The following is a 20,658-nucleotide window of genomic DNA, read 5'->3' as shown; positions in this document are numbered from 1 at the left end:
CATGCAATCATTCGACCTGGACAAAACAGACGTTTCTAAACTAAAAAACGCCTTAAATAGCGATGATGAACAACTTAAAGTTATTCTTTCGGAATATCATGCCTCAGAAATAGCCATACTTTTCGAAAGCATCAACAAAGAAGATCAGGAACGAATCATTAATCTTTTGCCAGTAGAGATCGCGTCAGAGGTGATTTCGGAGATGCATGAAGAATCTCACCCGGAAGAATTACTACTGCAGCTGCATCCGGATAAACGTACGGAAATCGTAGAAGAGCTGGATTATGATGATGCTACTGATATTATTTCTCAGCTGGAAGAGCATGAGCAAAAGGAGATTCTAGAAGATTTAAGTGAAGATGATGCTTCCAATATCCGGAATTTATTGAGCTACGATGAAAAGACCGCAGGTGGTTTAATGAACACCGAGTTTATTCGCGTCAATCTTAACCTTACTAAAAAGGATGCTATTGACGAGATCATTCGTCAGAGTGAAGAGATCGAGGAATTCTATACCATCTTTGTAATTGATGACGACAATGTATTCCAGGGAATCGTTTCTTTGAAAGACATCATTAAGGCAAAAGGAAATGTACACATTACTGAGCTAGTGAAAGCGGAAGTGGCCTGGGTAACACCCGATACCGATCAAGAGGAAGTGGCCAGGTTGATTTCTCAATATAACATTACCAGTATTCCAGTTGTGGATAATGACATGAAGCTGCTGGGAAGGGTTACTTTCGATGACGTTATTGACGTGCTGGAAGATGAAAATACGGAAGATATCCTGAAAATTTCCGGGGTATCTGAGGATGAAGAACTGAGTGGTAACTGGGTAGAGGCGGTAAAATCCCGTTTGCCCTGGTTGATTTTAAACTTAGGAACCGCATTTTTAGCATCTGCCGTAGTGCGGCATTTTGGTTCTACCATTGAGAAGATCGCTGTACTTTCTGCTTACATGACCATTATCGCGGGGATGGGTGGGAATGCTGCTACACAAGCGCTGGCAGTTACCGTAAGGAGGATTTCCTTATACGACCTAACCGATAATCAAGCCTATCGAACCGTACTGAAAGAGTTTACTGTAGGATTGATTAATGGTGCGGTTACGGGTTTAATTGTCTTTATGTTCGCTATATTCTTTGACAGTAACCCATTGCTTGGCGTGGTTATTTTTCTGGCAATGACAGGGAATTTACTGATCGCGGGCGTGACTGGTGCCGGGATTCCTTTGATTCTAAAAAGAGTTGGAATTGATCCGGCTATTGCTTCTTCTATCATCATTACCACATTTACAGATGTGTTCGGATTCTTACTGCTCTTAGGATTGGCCAGCAAGCTTTTGCTTTAAAAAAAATGAGCCCGATGCAATATCGAGCTCATGTATTAACTACCTGATGGATAATTTCGTCTTATTGATCACTATGTGGCTTTAATATTCAGTGCCCTGGTTTTATTTTGAAACCTAAGGAAAAGTAATACTGAGGCCGTCAGTAAACCAAATGTTAAGCCATACCATATTCCGTTTACGCCTAAGCCCAATTGAATTCCCAGAAAATATCCTAGTGGGATTCCAATTACCCAATAGGCCACAAAGGTGATGAAGGTTGGGATATTAACATCGCCAATTCCTCTTAATACGCCTAATCCGACCACTTGAGTACCATCAAAAAGTTGGAAAAATCCTGCGATGATCAATAGTTGAGCAGCAATAGTGATCACGGCTTTGTCTTCGGTATAGATGTAAGGAAGTAAGTTGTTAGCCACGATAAACAGGATCGCAGTAATGCTCATGAACAATATAATGACATGATAACTGGCAATCGCTGATTGTCTGAGGTCCATAAAGTTCTTTTTCCCAAAATTATTTCCGGTTTTAATGGTCGCCGCAGAGGCAATACCACTGGCCATCATATAGGTAACCGAAGCCAGGTTAATGGCCACTTGGTGTGCTGCTTGTTCTACCGCCCCAATGGTGCCAATTAGAATGGCAGCACCACTGAATGCGCTGATTTCAAAGGAATACTGCAAAGCAACAGGAGCACCAATTTTAATGATTTTTAGCGCCCTTACTTTATCGAAGAAAGTGACTTTAAAGCTTTTGATGTAGTCTTTGAAATATTTAGATTTCAATACATAAACAGACATCACTATGGCCATTAAAGTTCGGTCTACAAGTGTGCTGATTCCGACACCTTTAACGCCCATAGGCGTGATTCCAAACATTCCTTTGACCAGGATGATCCCTAAAATAATATTCAGCAGGTTTCCCCAGATGGATACAAACATCGCCTGTTTGGTGAAACCAAGGCCTTCGGCAAACTGTTTAAAGGTTTGAAAGATCATCAAAGGAACTATCGAAATCGCCAGATAACCTAAATATGGCTTTGCATAGGCCACTACTTCCGGTGATTGTCCGAGGTGGTCGATGACAAGTAAAGTTCCAAGGTGAACAAAACCATAGAGTAAAATAGAGGTAATGATGTTAATGATTAAACTGTTGGATAGTAATTTACCGCATTCATCATAGTTTTTACGACCATTCTCCTGTGCCATCAGCGGGGTTAATCCATAGGAGATCCCCATTCCAATCACTAGGATGAGCATAAAAAGACTATTTACGAGAGAAACAGCCGCGAGCTGAATTGTACCGGCGAAATGGCCAACAATTACACTGTCGGCTAAATGAACAAGGGTATGTCCCAATTGTGACACTACAATCGGCATAGCCAATCGCAGGTTATCGGAATAATAGGGTTTATATTTTGAATAAAGTGTTTGTAGCATTGCTACAAAAGTCGGCATTTCTATCCTGATTTTTTGAGGTAGAGATTATTTAACCTGAAGTTGTTGTGGAATTGATGTAAAATATTCTTCCTTTTCCGAGCTATGGGGGCGAATAGCACCCCCAAGAATTTGGGCCACTAATATCTTTTGTGCTTTTTTATAGGAAGATTTGATGATTTTACTGTATTCCTTTAAAGTGATGCGTCCTTCCTGGCTCAGGTATTCAAATAGCATGTTTTCCTCTTTTCCATGAGGAATTGGAGTGATTTGATGCTCCGTGCTTTTTTTAATGACATCTACCAGAATTTTACTTGCCAGCAGTGTTTTGTCCTGGATCCTGAAATAAACCCACCATTTTTTATTTTCATCAAGGGCGTAATGTGGCTTGGTTTCACTGGTGCTGATATTGGCTATAAGCACGAGTTTATCCTCGACGTATACTTCTTCGAAAGTTAAATCTACAGCTGGTCGGCAAAACTGCTGTGCGGATTTGAGCAGCATGTATCTTTCTTCATCTTCAGATTTTACGCCCTTAATCGTACCATCATCGGCTACGCCAATCAGCAGTTGGCCACCTTTATGGTTGGCAAAAGCGACAATACTACGGGCAATCTTTTCATGATTGTTAATGGTCTTCTTGAAATCAAGGGTAGTTCCTTCACCCTGCAGGATAAGTTTCTTGACATTCATAATTTAATAAGCAATACGTGGTGTTTCTCCCTGGTGTAAGTTGCGTACATAGATTTCATTCATGACTGTAGCACACAATTCGCCTGCTGCATTAGTGATTTCCATCGGATAAGCTTTGACAAATTTACCCGTAGTATTCATCGCCGCTATGGCTTCATTCAGCATATCATCTGTCACAGTGATGGTGAAAAACAAATCTCCGTGCCCAGGCTTCAGGTATTGTATGGAAGCACTTTTCAGCCAGACTCTGACTTTAAAGCCTTCGCGCCTCAGCAGCTGATCAAATAATAAGGCATAGAACGGATCTGTAGCGGCATAAATCGTCCCTCCGAATATGGATCCATTGTAATTCTTATTGAACAGGCTTTTGTTGATTTTTACATCTACACCACGAAAACCTTTATGGAATCTTTTTACCCAAATACGCTGGAATAATAAAGGTGGATACAAACAAAGTCCCCATTTTAGCGTTTTTTCTGATACAACCATGATGCTTAAATATCAGAAAGTTTATTGAACTATGAAATTTAAAAAGGCACATACTACAATTATTTTTAATTAAATTAGAGCTATGTATATTTATGACACCCTTACTGCTGCTGTTGCTGATCTTGAGAAGAGAGGTTATGAGCATGATTTCATCCTGGCACCAGATTGCATTGAATGTAAAGCGATCGATTTGCAGCTGATGCCTGAAGAATTTGAAATTGATGAATTTTACCGTTTTGAAGGGATGAATGATCCTGGCGACAGTGCCGTGATTTATGCGATTTCTTCTCCAGTAGGAAACCTGAAAGGTGTATTAATTGATGCTTATGGGGTCTATGCTGAAAACATTTCCCCTGAGCTCCTGGATAGGTTGAAAATGCACCATGATTCCTAAAAACAGCTGTTTCCTGCCCATTATGTCAAAAAAATGTACTATCTCAACTTAAAGCTCAAAGGCAATTTTTATAAAGTTAACTTTGAGGATAAGTTTAAGAGAAATGGTATTTAAAGATAAAGTAGTCGCAGCTTTCCAGAAAATTCAGGACTCCATTTGCCAGGGTTTAGAACAATCTGATGGTAAAGGAAAATTTGAAGAAGAAATATGGAGCCGTGAAGGTGGCGGTGGCGGCAGAACAAGAATTCTGCAAAATGGAAATGTAATCGAAAAGGGGGGCGTAAACTTCTCCGCGGTACATGGTAAATTGCCGGACGCAATAAAGAAGTCTTTTAAGCTGGATAGCGATGAATTCTTTGCAACCGGGGTTTCTATTGTGATGCACCCTAATAATCCTTTCGTGCCTATTATACACATGAATATTCGTTATTTTGAGATGGATGACCAGACCCGTTGGTTTGGTGGGGGATAGACCTCACGCCTCATTATGTAATTGATACGGATGTTCGCTTTTTTCATCATTTGTTAAAACAGACTTGTGATGAATTTGACGCTTCTTTTTATCCTAAATTTAAAGCGCATGCAGATGATTATTTTTTCATCAAGCATAGAGAAGAAACCCGAGGTGTTGGCGGTATTTTTTATGATAAACTAAAACCAGAGAATACTGGATTGGACTTCGACCGTTTGTTGAGTTTTTCTGAAGCTGTAGGAAATACGTTCCTTCCTGCCTATACAGAGTTGATTGATAGAAATCGCGACGCTGATTTTAGTGCAGAAGAACAAGAATGGCAGTACTTAAGAAGATCGCGTTATGCAGAGTTCAATTTAGTGTATGATGCAGGAACTAAATTCGGCCTGGAGACCAATGGGAGAATCGAATCTATCCTAATGAGCTTACCACCAATGGCCAAATGGGTGTATAATTATCAGCCAATCCCAGACAGCCCGGAAGCAGATACTTTAAGTAAGCTGAAAAAAGGCATTGAGTGGGCTTAATTCCCCTTTTTAGCCCTAAAATATATACGATAAATTTTTTCCACAATGCGCCTTTATGGCGCATTTTTTATTAAATTCGCAAGGTTATAAGAATACCACGTTTAAATCGTTCTTAGGGAACATTACTATTTATGGCAGAAGATTTAGAAAATCAAGAAAACGACAAAATAATAAAAATCAATATTGACGAGCAGATGAAATCCGCTTACATCGATTATTCGATGTCGGTTATTGTATCAAGGGCTTTACCTGATGTTCGTGATGGATTAAAACCAGTTCACCGCCGTGTTTTATACGGAATGCTGGATCTGGGACTTGCAAACAACAAACCTTATAAAAAATCTGCCCGTATCGTAGGGGAGGTTTTAGGTAAGTATCACCCACATGGTGATGCCTCAGTTTATAATACGATGGTAAGGATGGCTCAGGAATGGAGCTTGAGATACCTGATGGTAGAAGGACAAGGTAACTTTGGATCTATTGATGGTGACTCTCCTGCAGCGATGCGTTATACAGAGGCCCGTTTCCAAAAGATCGCAGAAGACATGCTTGCCGATATCAATAAAGATACCGTAGATTTCCAGCTTAACTTTGATGATTCCCTGCAAGAGCCAACGGTTCTTCCAGCTAAAGTTCCAAACTTACTGATCAATGGTTCTTCCGGTATTGCGGTGGGTATGGCGACAAATATGCCACCACACAACATTACGGAGGTGATCAACGGTACGATTGCCTATATCGAAAACAAAGAAATCACCATAGCTGAATTAATGAAGCACATAAAGGCACCTGATTTTCCTACAGGAGCAATTATTTATGGCTATACAGGTGTTCAGGAAGCTTTCGAAACCGGTAGAGGCCGTATTGTCATGCGTGCCAAAGCAGAGATTGAAACGCATAAAGATCGTGAAACGATTATCGTTACAGAAATTCCTTATCAGGTAAATAAAGCGATGATGATTGAGCGTACCGCTGAACTGGTAGGTGAGAAAAAAATCGAAGGTATTTCCAATATTAAAGATGAATCTAACAAGGATGGTATCCGTATCGTTTATGAAATTAAACGTGATGCGAATGCTTCAATTGTTTTAAATAACCTATTCAAACAGACTGCTTTACAAACTTCATTCAGTGTCAACAATATTGCGCTTGTTAATGGCAGACCGCAAATGCTGAACGTGAAAGATTTGATTCGTCATTTCGTTGACCACAGACATGATGTAGTGGTGAGAAGAACGAAATTTGAACTGGCAGAAGCTAAGAAAAGAGCGCATATTCTGGAAGGGTTATTAATTGCTTTGGATCATATTGAAGAAGTAATTAAATTAATTCGTGCTTCGAATACGCCTGAGGAAGCTAGAGTAGGATTAATGGAGAAATTTGGTTTGAGTGATATTCAAGCCAGAGCAATTCTTGACATGACCTTACGTAGGTTAACAGGTCTGGAACGCGATAAAATCAAAGAAGAATTCGAAGAATTAATGAAAACTATTGAGTACTTACAATCTATTCTGGATTCAGAAGATTTACGTATGATAATCATTAAGGATGAGTTGACTGAAATGATGGAGAAATATGGTGATGAGCGTAGAACTCAGATCGTACATTCTGCAGAAGACATGAGCATGGAAGATTTCATCGAAGATGAAGACGTAGTGATCACGATTTCACATGAAGGTTATATCAAGCGTACACCTGCAACTGAATACCGCACTCAAGGTAGAGGTGGTAAAGGATCTAAAGGTAGTGATTCAAGAAATGAAGATTTCATTGAGCACCTATTAGTAGCTTCAAACCACAATTACATGTTGTTCTTTACAGAATCAGGACGTTGTTTCTGGTTGAGAGTTTATGAAATTCCTGAAGGATCGAGACTAAGTAAAGGTAGAGCAATTCAGAACATCATCAATATTCCTAAAGAGGAAAAAATTAAAGCATACATTAAGGTAAAGAATTTGAAGGACCAGGAATACCTGGAAAACAATTACATTATCATGTGTACTAAAAAGGGAACGATCAAAAAGACCTCTTTAGAAGCTTATTCAAGACCACGTGTAAATGGTATCAATGCGATTAACATTAACGAAGGTGATCAACTATTAGAAGCAAGCTTAACCACTGGAAAGAGCGAAATTGTCATGGCTTTACGTTCTGGAAGAGCAATTCGTTTCAATGAGGAGAAGGTGAGACCAATGGGTAGAACTGCAACCGGAGTAAGAGGTGTAACGCTTGCACACGACCAGGATGAGGTAGTTGGCATGATTGCTGTTGATGATCCGGGTGTAACTATTTTGGTAGTTTCAGAAAAAGGTTACGGTAAACGTACTGATATTGAAGATTACCGCGTTACAAATAGAGGTGGTAAAGGTGTTAAAACCATTAGTGTAACGGAAAAAACCGGTGCATTGGTAGCCATTAAAAACGTAACTGATGCGGATGATTTAATGATCATTAACAAATCAGGTATCGTGATCCGAATTGTAGTTAGTCAATTAAGGGTAATGGGAAGAGCAACTCAAGGGGTGCGCTTAATCAACCTGAAAGGAAATGACGAAATTGCATCTGTTGCTAAAATCGAACATGAAGACGAAGAAGTTGAATTGGAAGAGGGAGAAGAAGGTGCAGTTGTGGTAAATGATGCGATCGTTACTGACGAAATTGCAGGATCACAATCAGAAGAAATCATCGAAGAGGAAGAAGAAACAGAAGAGGATGATGAAGAGGATGAAGAGGATACAGAAGAAGAAGAAAATTAAATTTTAGACCCATAAATTAACAAGATGAAAAAAGTACTTTTTAGTATGCTATTAGTAGGTGCTGCCACCTATGCAAATGCGCAAAAAAGTGAAGTAAACGAAGCCAAAAAAGCATGGACATTGTTGGCTATTGCAAAAACATCAACTTTAGCAGACAATTTGAAAACCTTAAATGAAGGTTTAGCCCATACTGATAAAGCGATTGTTCATGAGAAATCTAAAGACATGCCAGAAGCATGGTCTTATAGAGCCTTATTTGCATCTAGGATTGCGTTGGTAGATTCTTTGGATCTTAACAATGCTAAAGCAAACCAAAAGATTGCAGAAGAAGCAATCGTTAAGGCAAAAGCTTTAGACACTAAAAATGCAGAGAAAGACAATATCCAACAAGCAGAAATCAATGTGGATAATGCTTTGAGAAATCGTGCGATTTTTGCTTATAACAAAAAAGATTTCGCAAGTGCATTAGCAGCCTTTAATGAAGTAACTACTAAAAACCCAACAGATACTTCTATGTATGTGAACGCTGGTGTAACCGCGAAATCAATAGAAAACTATCCTGAGGTAGTTAGAAATTTCAAGAAAGCAATTGATTTAGGTTATAAAGACTCAAAAGTTCTTTATTCTGAAATCGTAAATATTACTTTCGATAAATTGAAAGACAGCGTTGCAGGCTTAGCTTTATTAAAAGAAGCTGGCAGCAAATTCCCTGATGATTCTTATTTCATCGGTCTAGAAACTGATCTTTATATCAAATCTGGTAATATTGCTAAATCTCAAGAGATGTTGACTAAATTAATTGCAAAAGATCCAAAAAATGCAATTTATCAATATTTATTAGGTGATACTTATTATAAACAAGCTTTAGCTTTACAAACAGAGAGAAATAAAATTGATCCTAAAAAAACGAAAGAATTCAATGCCATCAGTGCAAAGATGATCACGTTTATTGATCAGTCAACTCCTTACTACAAAGCAGCATTAGAGTTGGATCCTAAAAATGAAAATGCATTAGAGAACTTGAAAATCATTTATTTATTTAAAGATGACAAGGTGAACTATGAAGCGACTAAGAAAAAATTAGACGCTTTAAGAGCTACACAGCCTTAATTAGCACGTAATAATCATATTAAAAAGGAGGGGTAATTTTTATCCCTCCTTTTTTTTTATAAGTTTGTAGCTAGAACACACCCTAGTATGAAAAAGATCTATTTATTTAATGCTGCTATCCTGGTTTTATTGAGTGCTAACCATGCTTTTTCGCAAAAAAGCCAATTACAAATTGCGAGAAATAGCGTCGGAAAACTTCAACTGGCAATTGCTGGTAAGCAGGATGAAAAAAAACAGCTGAGTATACTAGGAGAGGGGATCAAAGCAGCTGAAGCTGCACAGAATGATAAGAAGACGAAAAAATGGCCGGAAACCTGGGCAATTAAAGCTTATTTGAGCGCGTACGTGTCTATTATTGATACGGATGTCAACAATTCTGATCGCTATTATACCTTAGCTGTGGAAGCAATTGACTCAGCCAAAAGATTGGATAAATTCCAGGCAAATACACAGCTGATTTCTGCAGCAGTCTACAATGTGAATATAAAAAAACAAGATAAAGGAAATACTGCTTTTGCCAGTAATGATTTTAGCACAGCGTATGAACTGCTAAAAGAAGTAAGTGATTTCTTTCCAAAAGATACTACTTTAGCAATTAATACGGCCTTAGCCGCACAAAATATGCAGTCTTTAGACAAAGCATTGGTCTATTATAAAAGAGCTAAAGATAACGGAATTAAAAATCCTATCGTATATCAAAAGCTAAGCGGCATATATTCTTCGAAATTCGAAAATGAATTGGCATTGAAATCATTAGAGGATGGCATAAAAATGAATCCCTATAATATTTACCTGACCAATGATTACATCAATCTGTTGTTGGATACAGAAAAATATGACGATGCAATTCGCGTTATTGAAGCTACGTTAAAAGTAGAGAGTAAAAATAAACTGCTGTATTTTCTTTACGGATATTTACACCAAACTAAATCAAATAACAACACTGCGATATTGGCTTATAACAAAGCTTTGAGTATCGATGAGAATTATTTTGACGCGCTGCATCAATTAGGAATCGCTTATGTTAACGCTGCAAACGAATCTCTGAAAGCAAAAAAGAATGATAACGGACCGTCGTTTACCTCTTTAATCAATCGTGCTGAAATTGCTTTATTACAAGCTCATGAAATCAATCAGAATGACAAATCTACTGTTCAATTACTGATTGATATTTATACCAGAAAAAATAGACTTGATAAGGTTCAAGAGCTGAAAGGGAAGCTCGAAGAGTTTTAAAACCGATCATGTTTATTATTCCAGATCCATCTTTATTATTTATACATACAGCCTAGAGAATAGGCTGTTGTAAAACACTACTTAACATAATATTAATTATCAGACATATTAAAAGAATAAATAAGAGAGCGGTTTGGGATAATTGAGCGTCCTAGATTTGAATATTCCGGTGTTCTGTCCAGGAATTTAATTATACGCGATTCTCAGCGATCCAAAAATTGATTCACATCGCCGTTTTATATCTTAATCAATGTGATGAACTCCATTTGAGCGCAATCATTAGAATCAGTTTTACTTGGCAAATATTAGCTTGATTATGAGCGCCATATCGCATTTTTGGTTATAAAAAAAGAATAGAAAAAATAACATTATTTAGCTGATTTAAAGCATTTTAAGGCGCATTCAACCTATACTACACGCGTCATTTTAGCCTCGTTCCTGACTCAAATTCCAGGTGACAAAAATTTGGCCTTCTAATGGCTATTATGGCCGTTTTATGAAAGAAAATCCTTTTGAAAAACTAAAATAGATAAAAACGTTTACATTTCTTAAAGTAATATTATCAGAAATAAAATTAATATTAGATATGAGGCAATATATGTTAATACTGTGGTATGATTTTGTTATTTTGCATAAAGCAGTTGTTAATGGCACAATTGATGATTGTAAATCTATTTTTACGCTATGTTCAATCGTCCAATCAGAAGCATTCAGGATTTTTTATTAAGCACCTATTTCGCTGATGGCCTCAGAATTACTATCGGGGTACTTTGTCCTTCACTTATTCTTGCTCAATTTGGTCTGCTGCAATACGGAATGACCTTATCCTTAGGTGCTTTGTGCGTGAGTGTTGTAGATACTCCAGGTCCAATTGTTCACCGAAGAAATGCCATGCTGATCACGACTGGTTTGATCACGCTCATTTCAATTGTTGTAGGTTTAACCAACAGTAATGTCTATTTCATTGGGGCTCTGCTTTTTATCTGCAGTTTCATCTTTTCTATGCTTTTTCTTTATGGATTAAGGTCTGCTGCGATTGGTACCGCTGCCCTACTCATTATGGTATTGAGCATTGATGATGTGAGGCCATGGAAAGAAGTACTGGTATTCGCATTGCTCATTTTTATAGGTAGTATTTGGTACACTTTATTGAGCTATTTTGTGTACAGAATTAGGCCTTTTCGCTTGGTTCAGCAAACTTTAAGCGATTCCATCCATGAAATTTCTGAATTTTTAAGAGCTAAAGCCAGATTTTATCACCAGAATACAGACTACGATGCAAATTATGCAAAGCTTTTACAGCTGCAGGTGCTGGTTCATGAAAAACAGGATGCAGTTCGTGAAGTATTGTTTAAAACGAGGGAGATCATTAGAGAATCCACTCCGGAAGGACGCTTTCTCTTATTGGTATTTGTTGATATGGTGGATCTTTTTGAACAGGTCATGTCTACTTATTATAATTATGAGCAGCTCCATGAGCAATTCGACGAATCAGGTATTTTAGCAAATTATGAATCTGTGATTATCAAGATCGCCGATGAATTAGATGAGATCGCATTTGCTTTAAAAAGTGGCGGTGTCCCTAAGCTTCCAACCTCATTAATTGAAGATGTAGAGCGACTTAGAAATGAAATTACCGCCCTTGAAAGTAATAATACTGAAGGAAAATACAATACTTTAGGAATTATTGCACTTAAAAATATAGAGGTAAATATTGAGAATATACTCTCCAGAGTAAAAACGATCAATGGTTATTTTAATAAAAAAGAAAAGAAAAACCTAAAGCCCAGAGAGATTGATGTAGAGCGTTTTATCACGAGACAGTCTATTGATTTAAAATTGCTGTTTGAAAATTTAACCTTTACCTCCTCTACATTCCGACATTCTTTAAGGGTAGCAATCGTTATGTTGATCGGATTTGTAGTGGCCAGGCTATTGAATTTTTCTCATAGTTACTGGATTTTACTAACCATTCTCGTGATCTCCAAACCTGGTTTTAGCCTGACAAAAAAGCGAAACTATGAGCGATTAATTGGTACGGTGATCGGCGCATTTATTGGAATGGGAATATTGGTTTATGTACAGGATAAACATACTTTATTTGTTATTCTCCTTTTCTGCATGATCGGCTGTTATAGCTTCCAGCGTAAAAACTATGTGGTGAGCGTTTTATTTATGACCCCATATATTTTGGTTCTTTTCGACTTTCTTGGTATGGGTGGATTATCTGTGGCGCGTGAACGTATTTATGATACCCTGATTGGCTCAGGAATCGCCCTTTTAGCAAGTTATTCTTTATTCCCGAACTGGGAACACCAAAAACTAAAAGAAGCCATGTTGGATACGCTAAAAGCGAACATGAATTATTTTGAACAAGTTACCTTTTTGTATACAGATGAAGCGCATAACCTCACTAATTATAAGGTAGCCAGGAAAGAAGTGTATGTAACGACGGCCAATTTAGCCTCCCTATTTCAACGCATGTTTTCAGAACCCAAAAGCAAGCAGCTGCGAATGAAGGAACTGCACCAGTTTACAGCTTTAAATCACCTGTTATCGTCTTATGTAGCCACACTTTCCTTATATAACAAGGAACATTCCTTTAAGATTTCAAATTACGAAGACCTTAAGCCTGTGGTAAATAATACTACTTATTTGATGAATTTATCCATTGAAGTATTAAATAGTCATAGTAGTTCTTTGAGTAATGTCCCTTTGATCAGGCAGCCGGTAAAGAGCGAAAATCAATATCAAAATAGCAATGATGCTATTATACATGAGCAGTTTGATTTGATCCAAAAAGTAGCTTATGATATCTTTAAGCTATGTGAAAAAATTAAAATCTAAAACTTTAGCTGGTTCAGAACTGTTGTAGTGGTATTAAATTTAAATGAAATTATGGAAAAAATATATACCGCTTCCGTTACAGCAAAAGGTGGCCGTGACGGACATATCAAATCAAGCGATGGAACAATAGAATTTGACTTAAGAAAACCAAGAGAAATGGGCGGACAAGGTGGCGCCACAAATCCTGAGCAGTTATTTGCAGCGGCATGGGGTCCATGTTATTTAGGAGCCTTAGGTTCCGTAGCTGCACACGACGGTGTGGATGTTTCGGAAGCTACTGTAGAAGTACATGTGTCTTTTAACAAAGATGACAACTCTTTTATATTATCAGCTGATCTGGATGTACACATTCCTGGTATCACGACAGAAGAAGCTCAAAAATTAGCAGACAAAGCGCATCGTGCTTGTCCTTATTCAAAAGCTACAAGAGGAAATATAGAAACCCGCGTAACCGCGATTTAAATGATAACCTCTTAAAATTATATCTGTTTAAAAACAAAAGGTCCTGAAAATATTTTCAGGACCTTTTGTTTTAATAACTGTATGGATAGATTACATTTCCATCATGTATCTCTTCGAAAAGTTCCCCCTCTCCTTTTTTACATATTTATTTGTCTCAATACTAAGCTTAATCGATAAAAATCCAACATTTCGACGGCCTGTCGTATCCTTAAAATTTACTAATCCAATTAAAAGAGTACAATTATTTTGTTTATTCGAAAAGTTAGCATATTATTGTCTACTAAATCAATAGACTTTATCTGGTTCATTGATTAGGCCAGCTCCTTTCAAGATGATGAACCAATAACATTTTTAGCACAGTACAATAATGAGTTTAGAAGAAAAAGAAATCACTTTAAGCCTTAAGCCAAATCCATCGCAGGAAAAGAAATGGAAGCGCATAGCTTACCTATGTTTATTGATTTTAGCTGCCCTTTTTATCGGTTATGCCAGCGTTTCCTACTTGAATTACGAATCCGTTGTTGCTTTTGGAAAAGAAGTTTATCTTCAGATTGACGACAAATTTCTATGGATGCTGATGGTTGGTTTTTTGGCACAAATGGTTGATGGAGCCTTGGGAATGGGCTATGGCGTGATTTCTACTACCTTATTGTTATCTGGAGGATTAAATCCGGCTGTAATTTCAGGGAGTATTCATACTGCAGAAATGTTTTCGAGTGGCGCTTCGGGCTTCAGTCACTATAGATTCGGAAATGTCAATAAAAAACTCTTTAAAACCTTATTGATTCCTGGCGTATTAGGAGCGATTGCAGGGGCACTTTTACTGGGATATGCAGGAGAAAAGTTTTCTGAATACATCAGACCTGTGATTTCTGTATATACCTTAGCATTAGGGATAAAGATCCTGACCAATGCATTCAAGGAAAAACCTAAACTTCAGAAAGTGAAAAGAGCAGGCTGGTTGGCTGGTGCAGGTGGATTTCTGGATTCTTTTGGTGGCGGTGGATGGGGCCCATTAGTCACTTCTACGCTGATCTCAAAGGGACGTACGCCCAAGTATGTGATTGGTTCTGTGAGCTTAACGGAATTCTTTGTGACCATGGCCAGTGCAGTTACGTTTTTCTTTATACTAGGTGTCAGTCATTGGCAATCTATTTTAGGACTACTGATCGGCGGGGTAATTGCAGCGCCAATTGCAGCAAAACTCGTCGGAAAACTGCCCATTAAGAAGATGTTTATTGGAGTGGCTGTAATTGTTATACTTTCTAGTCTGAGAATTATATGGAATGCTGTTGACAAAATGCTGTAAACCAACAGACTTAAGAAGAAATTACACTTAACATTTATGCTTAAAGGCAATTTCTTTTATTTAAATACTAAATATATACCCTATAGCACTGGAAATAAAAAGTACATGACTACTTCATTTTCAAAAGATTAGCAATTTGTAAAATAAAAGAATAGATTTGTTCTATTATCAAAATGGCAAACGCTCTCAATCTATTTCTAAGGTACTTTAAAAGACCGCCCCTGGACAAAATGATCATGGAAGATGAAGTTAGTTCTACTAACCTCAGCAGATGCATCACTATAACCAGTTTATTTGTACCAATTACCTTAATCATCCACCTCTATTTCAGGTATGGAAATTTTAAAGTTGGCCCTCAGGAAATTTCCTGGCTAAATGATCTTTTCTTTATAAACATAATCATGGGGCCTGTATGCTTATTCTTGAGTTTAATTGGGTTCTTGTTAAAATTTACAAGGAGAGAGTATTCTTTGCTCAGTAAGCTTTTGCCTCACCTTGTTTTCTTTGTGTTTGCTGCTTGTGGCGCACTCTGCTCTATCTTTGGACAATCTTTAGACAATGCAATTATCACCTTTATGCTGGCCTGTGTGTTAAATGCAGCGACGATTTTAATCCGGCCTTTATATGCAGCTATTTATTTTATATTGATTTACTGTTTTTTTATTTATGGGGTCACACTGACTCAGCCGAATCAAAATACGGTGTTGTTCAATGCCATAGATGGGCTTTGCGTGGTAGCTGTTGCTTTTGTCATCTCCTGGGTGCTCTGGAACAACAATATGACCCGTTTTAAGCAAGATCGGCTCATACAATCACAGAAGCAGATATTGGAATATCAATACGAGAAATTATCTATTGCCAACCAGGACCTGGAAGATACAAATGCAAGTAAAGATCAATTTTTCTCGATATTGGCACATGATCTTCGTGGCCCGCTAAATTCGGCCCTTGCCCTCACCACATTTTTAGAAGAAGGTGTATTTGAGGAGAATACAGATGAACGAAATAAAACTTACAACCTATTACAGAATAGCCTTAGTAATAGTGCTAAATTATTGGAAAATGTACTTTTATGGTCTACTAATCAAGCGGGAATATTGAACTTTAAACCCCAGATCCTTGATGTACAGGAAACATTACAGTCCAGCATAGAAGTACTAAAGATTGTTGCCGCACAAAAGAACATCGAAATCATCAATAAGGTACCTGGCCAGTTGTTGATTTCTGCTGATGTGGATATGATTCACACTGTTTTTAGAAACCTATTGTCAAATGCGATTAAATTCACCCCTAACTTTGGCAGTGTCGAAATCCATGCTGAATTATTAAATAAAGCGGTTCGGATATCGGTGATTGACTTTGGTGTCGGTATGAATAGTAAAACGCTGAGCAATCTATTTCGTATTGAAAAGAAAATGCCTGGCAGAGGCACTAACAATGAAAGTGGAACTGGTTTAGGTCTGGTATTATGTAAAGATTTTATTGAGAAACATGAAGGAAGTATAGTTGTTGAAAGTAAGGAGAATGAAGGAAGTAAATTTATTATAACTTTACCGGGAAGAACTTAAAAACCTATTTAATGACTCCCGCTTTTAAGCAACACTTTTCACAAACTTTCTCAAATTACCGTTGGCTGCTGCATTTTATATTTTGGGTGATTTTCATAGGATTATTCTACTTTGCATCTTTGAAGGGAGGACTGTTTAACAATCCAAAATTCCCAGATCCATTTCCTCAGGTCTTTATGACCACATTTTGTCTGGTCATATTTTTACAATCCTATATTTTTCTTCTTGGTGTCATTCCGATGCATAAGCAGAAAAAGAAGTACGTATTTTGGTTGTGCCTTACCCTGCTATTTCTATTGTGGTTTCTGATCAACGTATCCATTATTAGTATGGTGATTCGTACGATTCCTATCATGAATATCAGACCTGAACTCAGTTTATGGCCACTTTTAAAGAATCATTTGCTGGTGTATTTATTTACTTCCTCCATATTTATTGCTTTTTACTATTTCATTGATATTTATGACCGACAGAAGGAAATTTTGAAACTGGGACAGTTCAAATCTGAAAAGATCGAATTGGAAAGCCGATTTTTAAAATCGCAGGTTAATCCCCACTTTCTTTTCAATACACTCAATAATATTTATGCCCTCAGCTTGAAGAAATCTGAAAGAACTCCGATTATTATTGAAAGGCTAGAATCTTTACTGCATTATATGCTATACGAGTGCAAGGAAGATCTAGTTGCGCTGGACGATGAATTTACATTTACCAATAGTTATATTTCGCTCGAAAAGCTGCGACATAAGGAAGATCAATGTACCATAACGACTACTATTAAAGGAGTCACTGCCGGACGTAAAATTGCGCCTTTACTATTGATAAACTTCCTTGAAAATGCGTTTAAACATGGGACCAAAACCAGTTTTGGAAAGTCCTGGATCAATATGGAAATTGAAGTGTTAAAAAAGGAATTGCATTTTAAGCTCCAAAACAGTAAGCCTGAAGTGCCTATCCTCCAAACCTTTTCTGAATATCAAGGAGGTATTGGTCTGAAAAACGTAAAACGCAGGCTGGAGATACTGTATCCAAAGCGCCATAAATTAACGATCAATAACGCTCCAGATCATTTTGAAATCTACCTAATCCTTATTTTTTAATCATGAGTAATTTCGCACAACTAGAGATTAACGAACGTAACAGGTGGGTTTATTTTAATAAATACCGTTGGGTAGCCCATGCCGCTTATTGGCTTTGGGTGTTGATTGTAAGTACGATTATGCGTGCAAAAGGGCCAATTACCCCTTCTTTGGTCCTTAATCATTTCGTGCTCTCGAATGTAATGATTGCAACATTTTTCTACCTCTACTGCTTATATTTTATTCCTTATTTTTTCAAAAGAAATAAAAATCTACAGTTTTGGCTATTGATGCTGGTCTCCTTGCTGGGGATTTCGGCTATTGATGTTTTCTTTGGAAGAGCCTTTGTTCATCTGACAGATCCTGTTCCTATGGCCACCGATACCACCTTTTTAAAAACTTATATCGCTAAGTTGACAGGCTATCTTTTAAATTTTCTATTCTTCTCCATTATGCTCTTTTTCATGGAGAAAAATGAAGAAAACAATACGCTATTGGAGTTGGAAAAAGAAAAGAAAGAAATTGAACAGGTAAAGCTAGACCTGTTAAAAAGTAACATCAATCCAGATTTCCTGATGAGGTCATTACATCAAATAAAGGAGTCTGCTAAAATACCTGAAGAAACGACACCAGAGGCGATCCTGACTTTTTCAGATTTGCTAAGATACAGGCTTTACAGGGGCCGGCAACTGTACAGTCCGCTAAAAGAAGAACTTTCTGCTTTGAACTCCTTCTTACATTTTATTGGCCTGGATCGTTTGCATCATCAGCTGTATATCAAACTAGATGTTCAGGGAGAAGATACTGGTCAATGTATCGCAGCATTATCTATTGTTAATCTTCTAGAGCCTTTCTGTAAGATCGTACACCATCAGGCTGTAGCTTTGAATATTATCATACTGATTGAATCGGATGAATTACACTTAGAAATGCAGTATGAAGCGAACGCGACCTCGCAGCTTTTAGCGGATTTAGAAACATACCGGGACAATTATAGTCAGCTTTATGGAGATCTCATCAAACTCCATTATGAGGGAGAAGAAACTGGAAATTCATTTTTTGTGCGGTTGAGCTTGCCTTTAGTAGAAAAGCAGATCGCATGACAGGTCTAGGTACTTAATCTAAGTTTACCATAAAAAAGCTCAAATATTTTACATAATATTTGAGCTTTTTTATAAGATCTTCAACAAAAACACTCCACTTATTAGCTGGAGTGTTTTTTTATGGAGCTTTGATTAACGGGATTCCCAGGCTTGGTTTAGTGCACCTAGAAATGTTTCCGGAGGCTGCGCACCAGAAACCGCTAGTTTCTCATTGAATACAAAGAATGGTACACCACGAACACCAATTGTTTCCGCCGTTTTCTCATCATATCTTACTTCATCGGTAAAACGATCGCTGTTTAACATTTCTTTGATTTCCAATGCATCTAAACCCACTGAAACACCAATTTCCTGTAAGGCCTCATGGTCATCAATATTTTTTCCCTCAGTAAAATGAGCTTTAAACATGGCTTCTTCTATCGCATCACCAAGTCCTTTTGTTTTTGCAAGTTGAATTAACCGGTGAGCATTGAAAGAATTAGCGACCACTGCCTGATCAAAATTGAAAGTTAGTCCAACTTCAGCCGCTGCGTTGGCCACGTTTTTATGAGTTTCTGCTGCCCATTCTTTTGATTTTCCATAACGTTCTGCTAAATATTCTTCAGAAGTTTTGTCAAGTATAGTCACCGCATTTGGATCCAGCTCAAAACTATGCCATTCCACTTCTATTTCTCCCTTATGATCAAAGTCTGCCAGGGCAGCTTCAAACTTTCTCTTTCCTATATAGCAAAACGGACATCTTACGTCCGACCAGATATCGACTTTCATATTAATTATGTTCTATTTTATAAACTGTAGTTTGTGTGTAAGTCTCTCCAGGTCTCAAAACTGTACTTGGGAAAGCAGGGATATTGATCCCATTTGGATGGTGCTGTGTTTCTACACAAAAGGCTTCAGAGGCATGGTAATTCGCTCCTCCTTTTCCACCTACTACTGACAAGTATTTGGCAGTATAAAGGTGTGCAACCGGCTCCGTAGTATATACAGATAATGTCAGGCCACTTTTCTCTTCATAAGTTTCAGAAGCCAGGGTGAATTCGCCATAAGGTTTATCTAAAACATAGGTCTGATCATAGCCTTCTGCTGGGTTCCAGTCATGAGCAAAGGTTTTTCCGCCAATGAAGTCGTGATTCGTGCCTTCTACAGGGATTAACTTACCGGTTACGACATAGTTATCATCCTGCTCCAGATAATTGCTTGCAGGCATTCTATGGAAGTGCTGATCTATTATCCCTAGATCCGGAGACAAATTGAAGTAACTGTGATGCGTTAAGTTAATGGCAGTCGCTTCGTCTGTAATTGCTTTATAATCCAGTCTCAATTCATTATCATCCGTAAGCTTGAAGGTAAGCTGCACAGTTAGGTTTCCAGGGAAATTCTCTTCTCCGGCAGGAGAAATATATTGTAAAGTCAAACTTGGATCAATGGTTGGTAAAATCGTCCATACTTTTCTGTCAAAGCCAATGTCACCACCATGCAGGCAATCTCCGCCTTTTGCTTGCGACAACTGATACACGGTTCCATCAATGCTGAATCTACCATTTTTAATACGGTTGGCATAACGGCCGATTACTGCGCCCAGATACGGATAGTCTGCCAGGTAGTCTTCACTGATGTATCCTTCAAAATCATCAAACCCCAATACAATATCCTGTTTTTCACCATGTTTATTCGTCACGATGAATTTATTGATGATTGCACCATAGTTGTATATTTTCACATAAGTACCATGTGTATTTGTTAACTCAATTCCGAAGACTTCTTTATCATCAATAAATTTCCCGGTCTTGATTAGCTTTGTTTCCATAAATTGTATATTAGGGCGGTTG

Annotated in this window: 16 protein-coding genes and 1 pseudogene; 12 read left to right on the top strand and 5 right to left on the bottom strand. The window is 37.7% G+C overall.

What is annotated here, in order from left to right; translation table 11 throughout:
* Position 1 precedes the first annotated feature (1 nt).
* Positions 2 to 1,351 carry a magnesium transporter gene (gene mgtE / locus AQ505_RS14060; protein WP_062548762.1) on the top strand — a complete coding sequence of 450 codons (1,350 nt, stop codon included), beginning with the start codon at positions 2 to 4 and terminating at the stop codon, positions 1,349 to 1,351.
* 71 nt (positions 1,352 to 1,422) lie between these two features.
* Here mgtE and AQ505_RS14055 read toward each other — a convergent pair whose 3' ends face one another.
* Genes AQ505_RS14055 through AQ505_RS14045 form a run of 3 tightly spaced genes read right to left on the bottom strand, consistent with a single transcriptional unit; the run spans position 1,423 to position 3,966 of the window.
* Positions 1,423 to 2,805, bottom strand: a complete 1,383-nt coding sequence (locus AQ505_RS14055) for an MATE family efflux transporter (RefSeq protein WP_231634873.1) — start codon at positions 2,803 to 2,805, stop codon at positions 1,423 to 1,425.
* 27 nt (positions 2,806 to 2,832) lie between these two features.
* Positions 2,833 to 3,477 carry an AlbA family DNA-binding domain-containing protein gene (locus AQ505_RS14050; RefSeq protein WP_062548760.1) on the bottom strand — a complete coding sequence of 215 codons (645 nt, stop codon included), beginning with the start codon at positions 3,475 to 3,477 and terminating at the stop codon, positions 2,833 to 2,835.
* A 3-nt stretch (positions 3,478 to 3,480) separates the two neighbouring features.
* Complete coding sequence (locus tag AQ505_RS14045) at positions 3,481 to 3,966, bottom strand: DUF4442 domain-containing protein (protein ID WP_062548759.1); 486 nt, start codon at positions 3,964 to 3,966, stop codon at positions 3,481 to 3,483.
* Positions 3,967 to 4,048: 82 nt separating this feature from the next.
* Between AQ505_RS14045 and AQ505_RS14040 the strand changes: the two genes are divergently transcribed.
* From AQ505_RS14040 to AQ505_RS13990, 11 genes and pseudogenes are all read left to right on the top strand, one after another.
* Positions 4,049 to 4,360, top strand: coding sequence for a hypothetical protein (locus tag AQ505_RS14040; RefSeq protein ID WP_062548758.1), 312 nt, complete (start codon positions 4,049 to 4,051; stop codon positions 4,358 to 4,360).
* A gap of 103 nt (positions 4,361 to 4,463) precedes the next feature.
* A pseudogene (hemF, locus tag AQ505_RS14035) lies at positions 4,464 to 5,359 on the top strand (oxygen-dependent coproporphyrinogen oxidase).
* Between the two features lie 131 nt (positions 5,360 to 5,490).
* Positions 5,491 to 8,115, top strand: a complete 2,625-nt coding sequence (gene gyrA / locus AQ505_RS14030) for a DNA gyrase subunit A (RefSeq protein WP_062548757.1) — start codon at positions 5,491 to 5,493, stop codon at positions 8,113 to 8,115.
* Between the two features lie 24 nt (positions 8,116 to 8,139).
* Positions 8,140 to 9,225, top strand: coding sequence for a tetratricopeptide repeat protein (locus tag AQ505_RS14025; protein ID WP_062548756.1), 1,086 nt, complete (start codon positions 8,140 to 8,142; stop codon positions 9,223 to 9,225).
* Positions 9,226 to 9,312: 87 nt separating this feature from the next.
* Positions 9,313 to 10,461 (top strand): tetratricopeptide repeat protein, encoded by a 1,149-nt coding sequence (locus AQ505_RS14020; protein ID WP_062548755.1) that lies wholly within the window; start codon positions 9,313 to 9,315, stop codon positions 10,459 to 10,461.
* A gap of 684 nt (positions 10,462 to 11,145) precedes the next feature.
* Positions 11,146 to 13,308, top strand: coding sequence for an FUSC family protein (locus AQ505_RS14015; protein ID WP_062548754.1), 2,163 nt, complete (start codon positions 11,146 to 11,148; stop codon positions 13,306 to 13,308).
* A 51-nt stretch (positions 13,309 to 13,359) separates the two neighbouring features.
* Entirely contained in the window at positions 13,360 to 13,770 is a 411-nt protein-coding gene (locus AQ505_RS14010; protein WP_062548753.1) for an organic hydroperoxide resistance protein, read from the top strand.
* Between the two features lie 367 nt (positions 13,771 to 14,137).
* Complete coding sequence (locus AQ505_RS14005) at positions 14,138 to 15,079, top strand: sulfite exporter TauE/SafE family protein (protein ID WP_062548752.1); 942 nt, start codon at positions 14,138 to 14,140, stop codon at positions 15,077 to 15,079.
* Positions 15,080 to 15,252: 173 nt separating this feature from the next.
* Positions 15,253 to 16,647 (top strand): sensor histidine kinase, encoded by a 1,395-nt coding sequence (locus tag AQ505_RS14000; protein WP_082461537.1) that lies wholly within the window; start codon positions 15,253 to 15,255, stop codon positions 16,645 to 16,647.
* 11 nt (positions 16,648 to 16,658) lie between these two features.
* Positions 16,659 to 17,747 carry a sensor histidine kinase gene (locus AQ505_RS13995; RefSeq protein WP_062548750.1) on the top strand — a complete coding sequence of 363 codons (1,089 nt, stop codon included), beginning with the start codon at positions 16,659 to 16,661 and terminating at the stop codon, positions 17,745 to 17,747.
* 2 nt (positions 17,748 to 17,749) lie between these two features.
* Positions 17,750 to 18,829 (top strand): histidine kinase, encoded by a 1,080-nt coding sequence (locus tag AQ505_RS13990; protein ID WP_062548749.1) that lies wholly within the window; start codon positions 17,750 to 17,752, stop codon positions 18,827 to 18,829.
* Between the two features lie 132 nt (positions 18,830 to 18,961).
* Here AQ505_RS13990 and AQ505_RS13985 read toward each other — a convergent pair whose 3' ends face one another.
* Together AQ505_RS13985 and AQ505_RS13980 are read right to left on the bottom strand one after the other, a co-directional pair.
* Positions 18,962 to 19,597: a DsbA family oxidoreductase gene (locus AQ505_RS13985; protein ID WP_062548748.1), complete on the bottom strand. Its 636-nt coding sequence runs from the start codon at positions 19,595 to 19,597 to the stop codon at positions 18,962 to 18,964.
* A 1-nt stretch (position 19,598) separates the two neighbouring features.
* Positions 19,599 to 20,636, bottom strand: coding sequence for an aldose epimerase family protein (locus tag AQ505_RS13980; protein ID WP_062548747.1), 1,038 nt, complete (start codon positions 20,634 to 20,636; stop codon positions 19,599 to 19,601).
* Positions 20,637 to 20,658 lie beyond the last annotated feature (22 nt).

It is taken from the genome of Pedobacter sp. PACM 27299 (genome assembly GCF_001412655.1).
In the GTDB taxonomy this organism is placed as follows: Bacteria; Bacteroidota; Bacteroidia; order Sphingobacteriales; family Sphingobacteriaceae; genus Pedobacter.
The sequence above is the reverse complement of the archived record's forward strand: the minus strand, read 5'-3'. Positions and strand labels throughout refer to the sequence as shown.

What these genes read in the sequence shown, in the direction of transcription:
- mgtE (WP_062548762.1), top strand. Translation starts at nt 2, where the DNA reads ATGCAATCATTCGACCTGGACAAAACAGACGTTTCTAAACTAAAAAAC.
- AQ505_RS14055 (WP_231634873.1), bottom strand. Translation starts at nt 2,805, where the DNA reads ATGCCGACTTTTGTAGCAATGCTACAAACACTTTATTCAAAATATAAA.
- AQ505_RS14050 (WP_062548760.1), bottom strand. Translation starts at nt 3,477, where the DNA reads ATGAATGTCAAGAAACTTATCCTGCAGGGTGAAGGAACTACCCTTGAT.
- AQ505_RS14045 (WP_062548759.1), bottom strand. Translation starts at nt 3,966, where the DNA reads ATGGTTGTATCAGAAAAAACGCTAAAATGGGGACTTTGTTTGTATCCA.
- AQ505_RS14040 (WP_062548758.1), top strand. Translation starts at nt 4,049, where the DNA reads ATGTATATTTATGACACCCTTACTGCTGCTGTTGCTGATCTTGAGAAG.
- gyrA (WP_062548757.1), top strand. Translation starts at nt 5,491, where the DNA reads ATGGCAGAAGATTTAGAAAATCAAGAAAACGACAAAATAATAAAAATC.
- AQ505_RS14025 (WP_062548756.1), top strand. Translation starts at nt 8,140, where the DNA reads ATGAAAAAAGTACTTTTTAGTATGCTATTAGTAGGTGCTGCCACCTAT.
- AQ505_RS14020 (WP_062548755.1), top strand. Translation starts at nt 9,313, where the DNA reads ATGAAAAAGATCTATTTATTTAATGCTGCTATCCTGGTTTTATTGAGT.
- AQ505_RS14015 (WP_062548754.1), top strand. Translation starts at nt 11,146, where the DNA reads ATGTTCAATCGTCCAATCAGAAGCATTCAGGATTTTTTATTAAGCACC.
- AQ505_RS14010 (WP_062548753.1), top strand. Translation starts at nt 13,360, where the DNA reads ATGGAAAAAATATATACCGCTTCCGTTACAGCAAAAGGTGGCCGTGAC.
- AQ505_RS14005 (WP_062548752.1), top strand. Translation starts at nt 14,138, where the DNA reads ATGAGTTTAGAAGAAAAAGAAATCACTTTAAGCCTTAAGCCAAATCCA.
- AQ505_RS14000 (WP_082461537.1), top strand. Translation starts at nt 15,253, where the DNA reads ATGGCAAACGCTCTCAATCTATTTCTAAGGTACTTTAAAAGACCGCCC.
- AQ505_RS13995 (WP_062548750.1), top strand. Translation starts at nt 16,659, where the DNA reads ATGACTCCCGCTTTTAAGCAACACTTTTCACAAACTTTCTCAAATTAC.
- AQ505_RS13990 (WP_062548749.1), top strand. Translation starts at nt 17,750, where the DNA reads ATGAGTAATTTCGCACAACTAGAGATTAACGAACGTAACAGGTGGGTT.
- AQ505_RS13985 (WP_062548748.1), bottom strand. Translation starts at nt 19,597, where the DNA reads ATGAAAGTCGATATCTGGTCGGACGTAAGATGTCCGTTTTGCTATATA.
- AQ505_RS13980 (WP_062548747.1), bottom strand. Translation starts at nt 20,636, where the DNA reads ATGGAAACAAAGCTAATCAAGACCGGGAAATTTATTGATGATAAAGAA.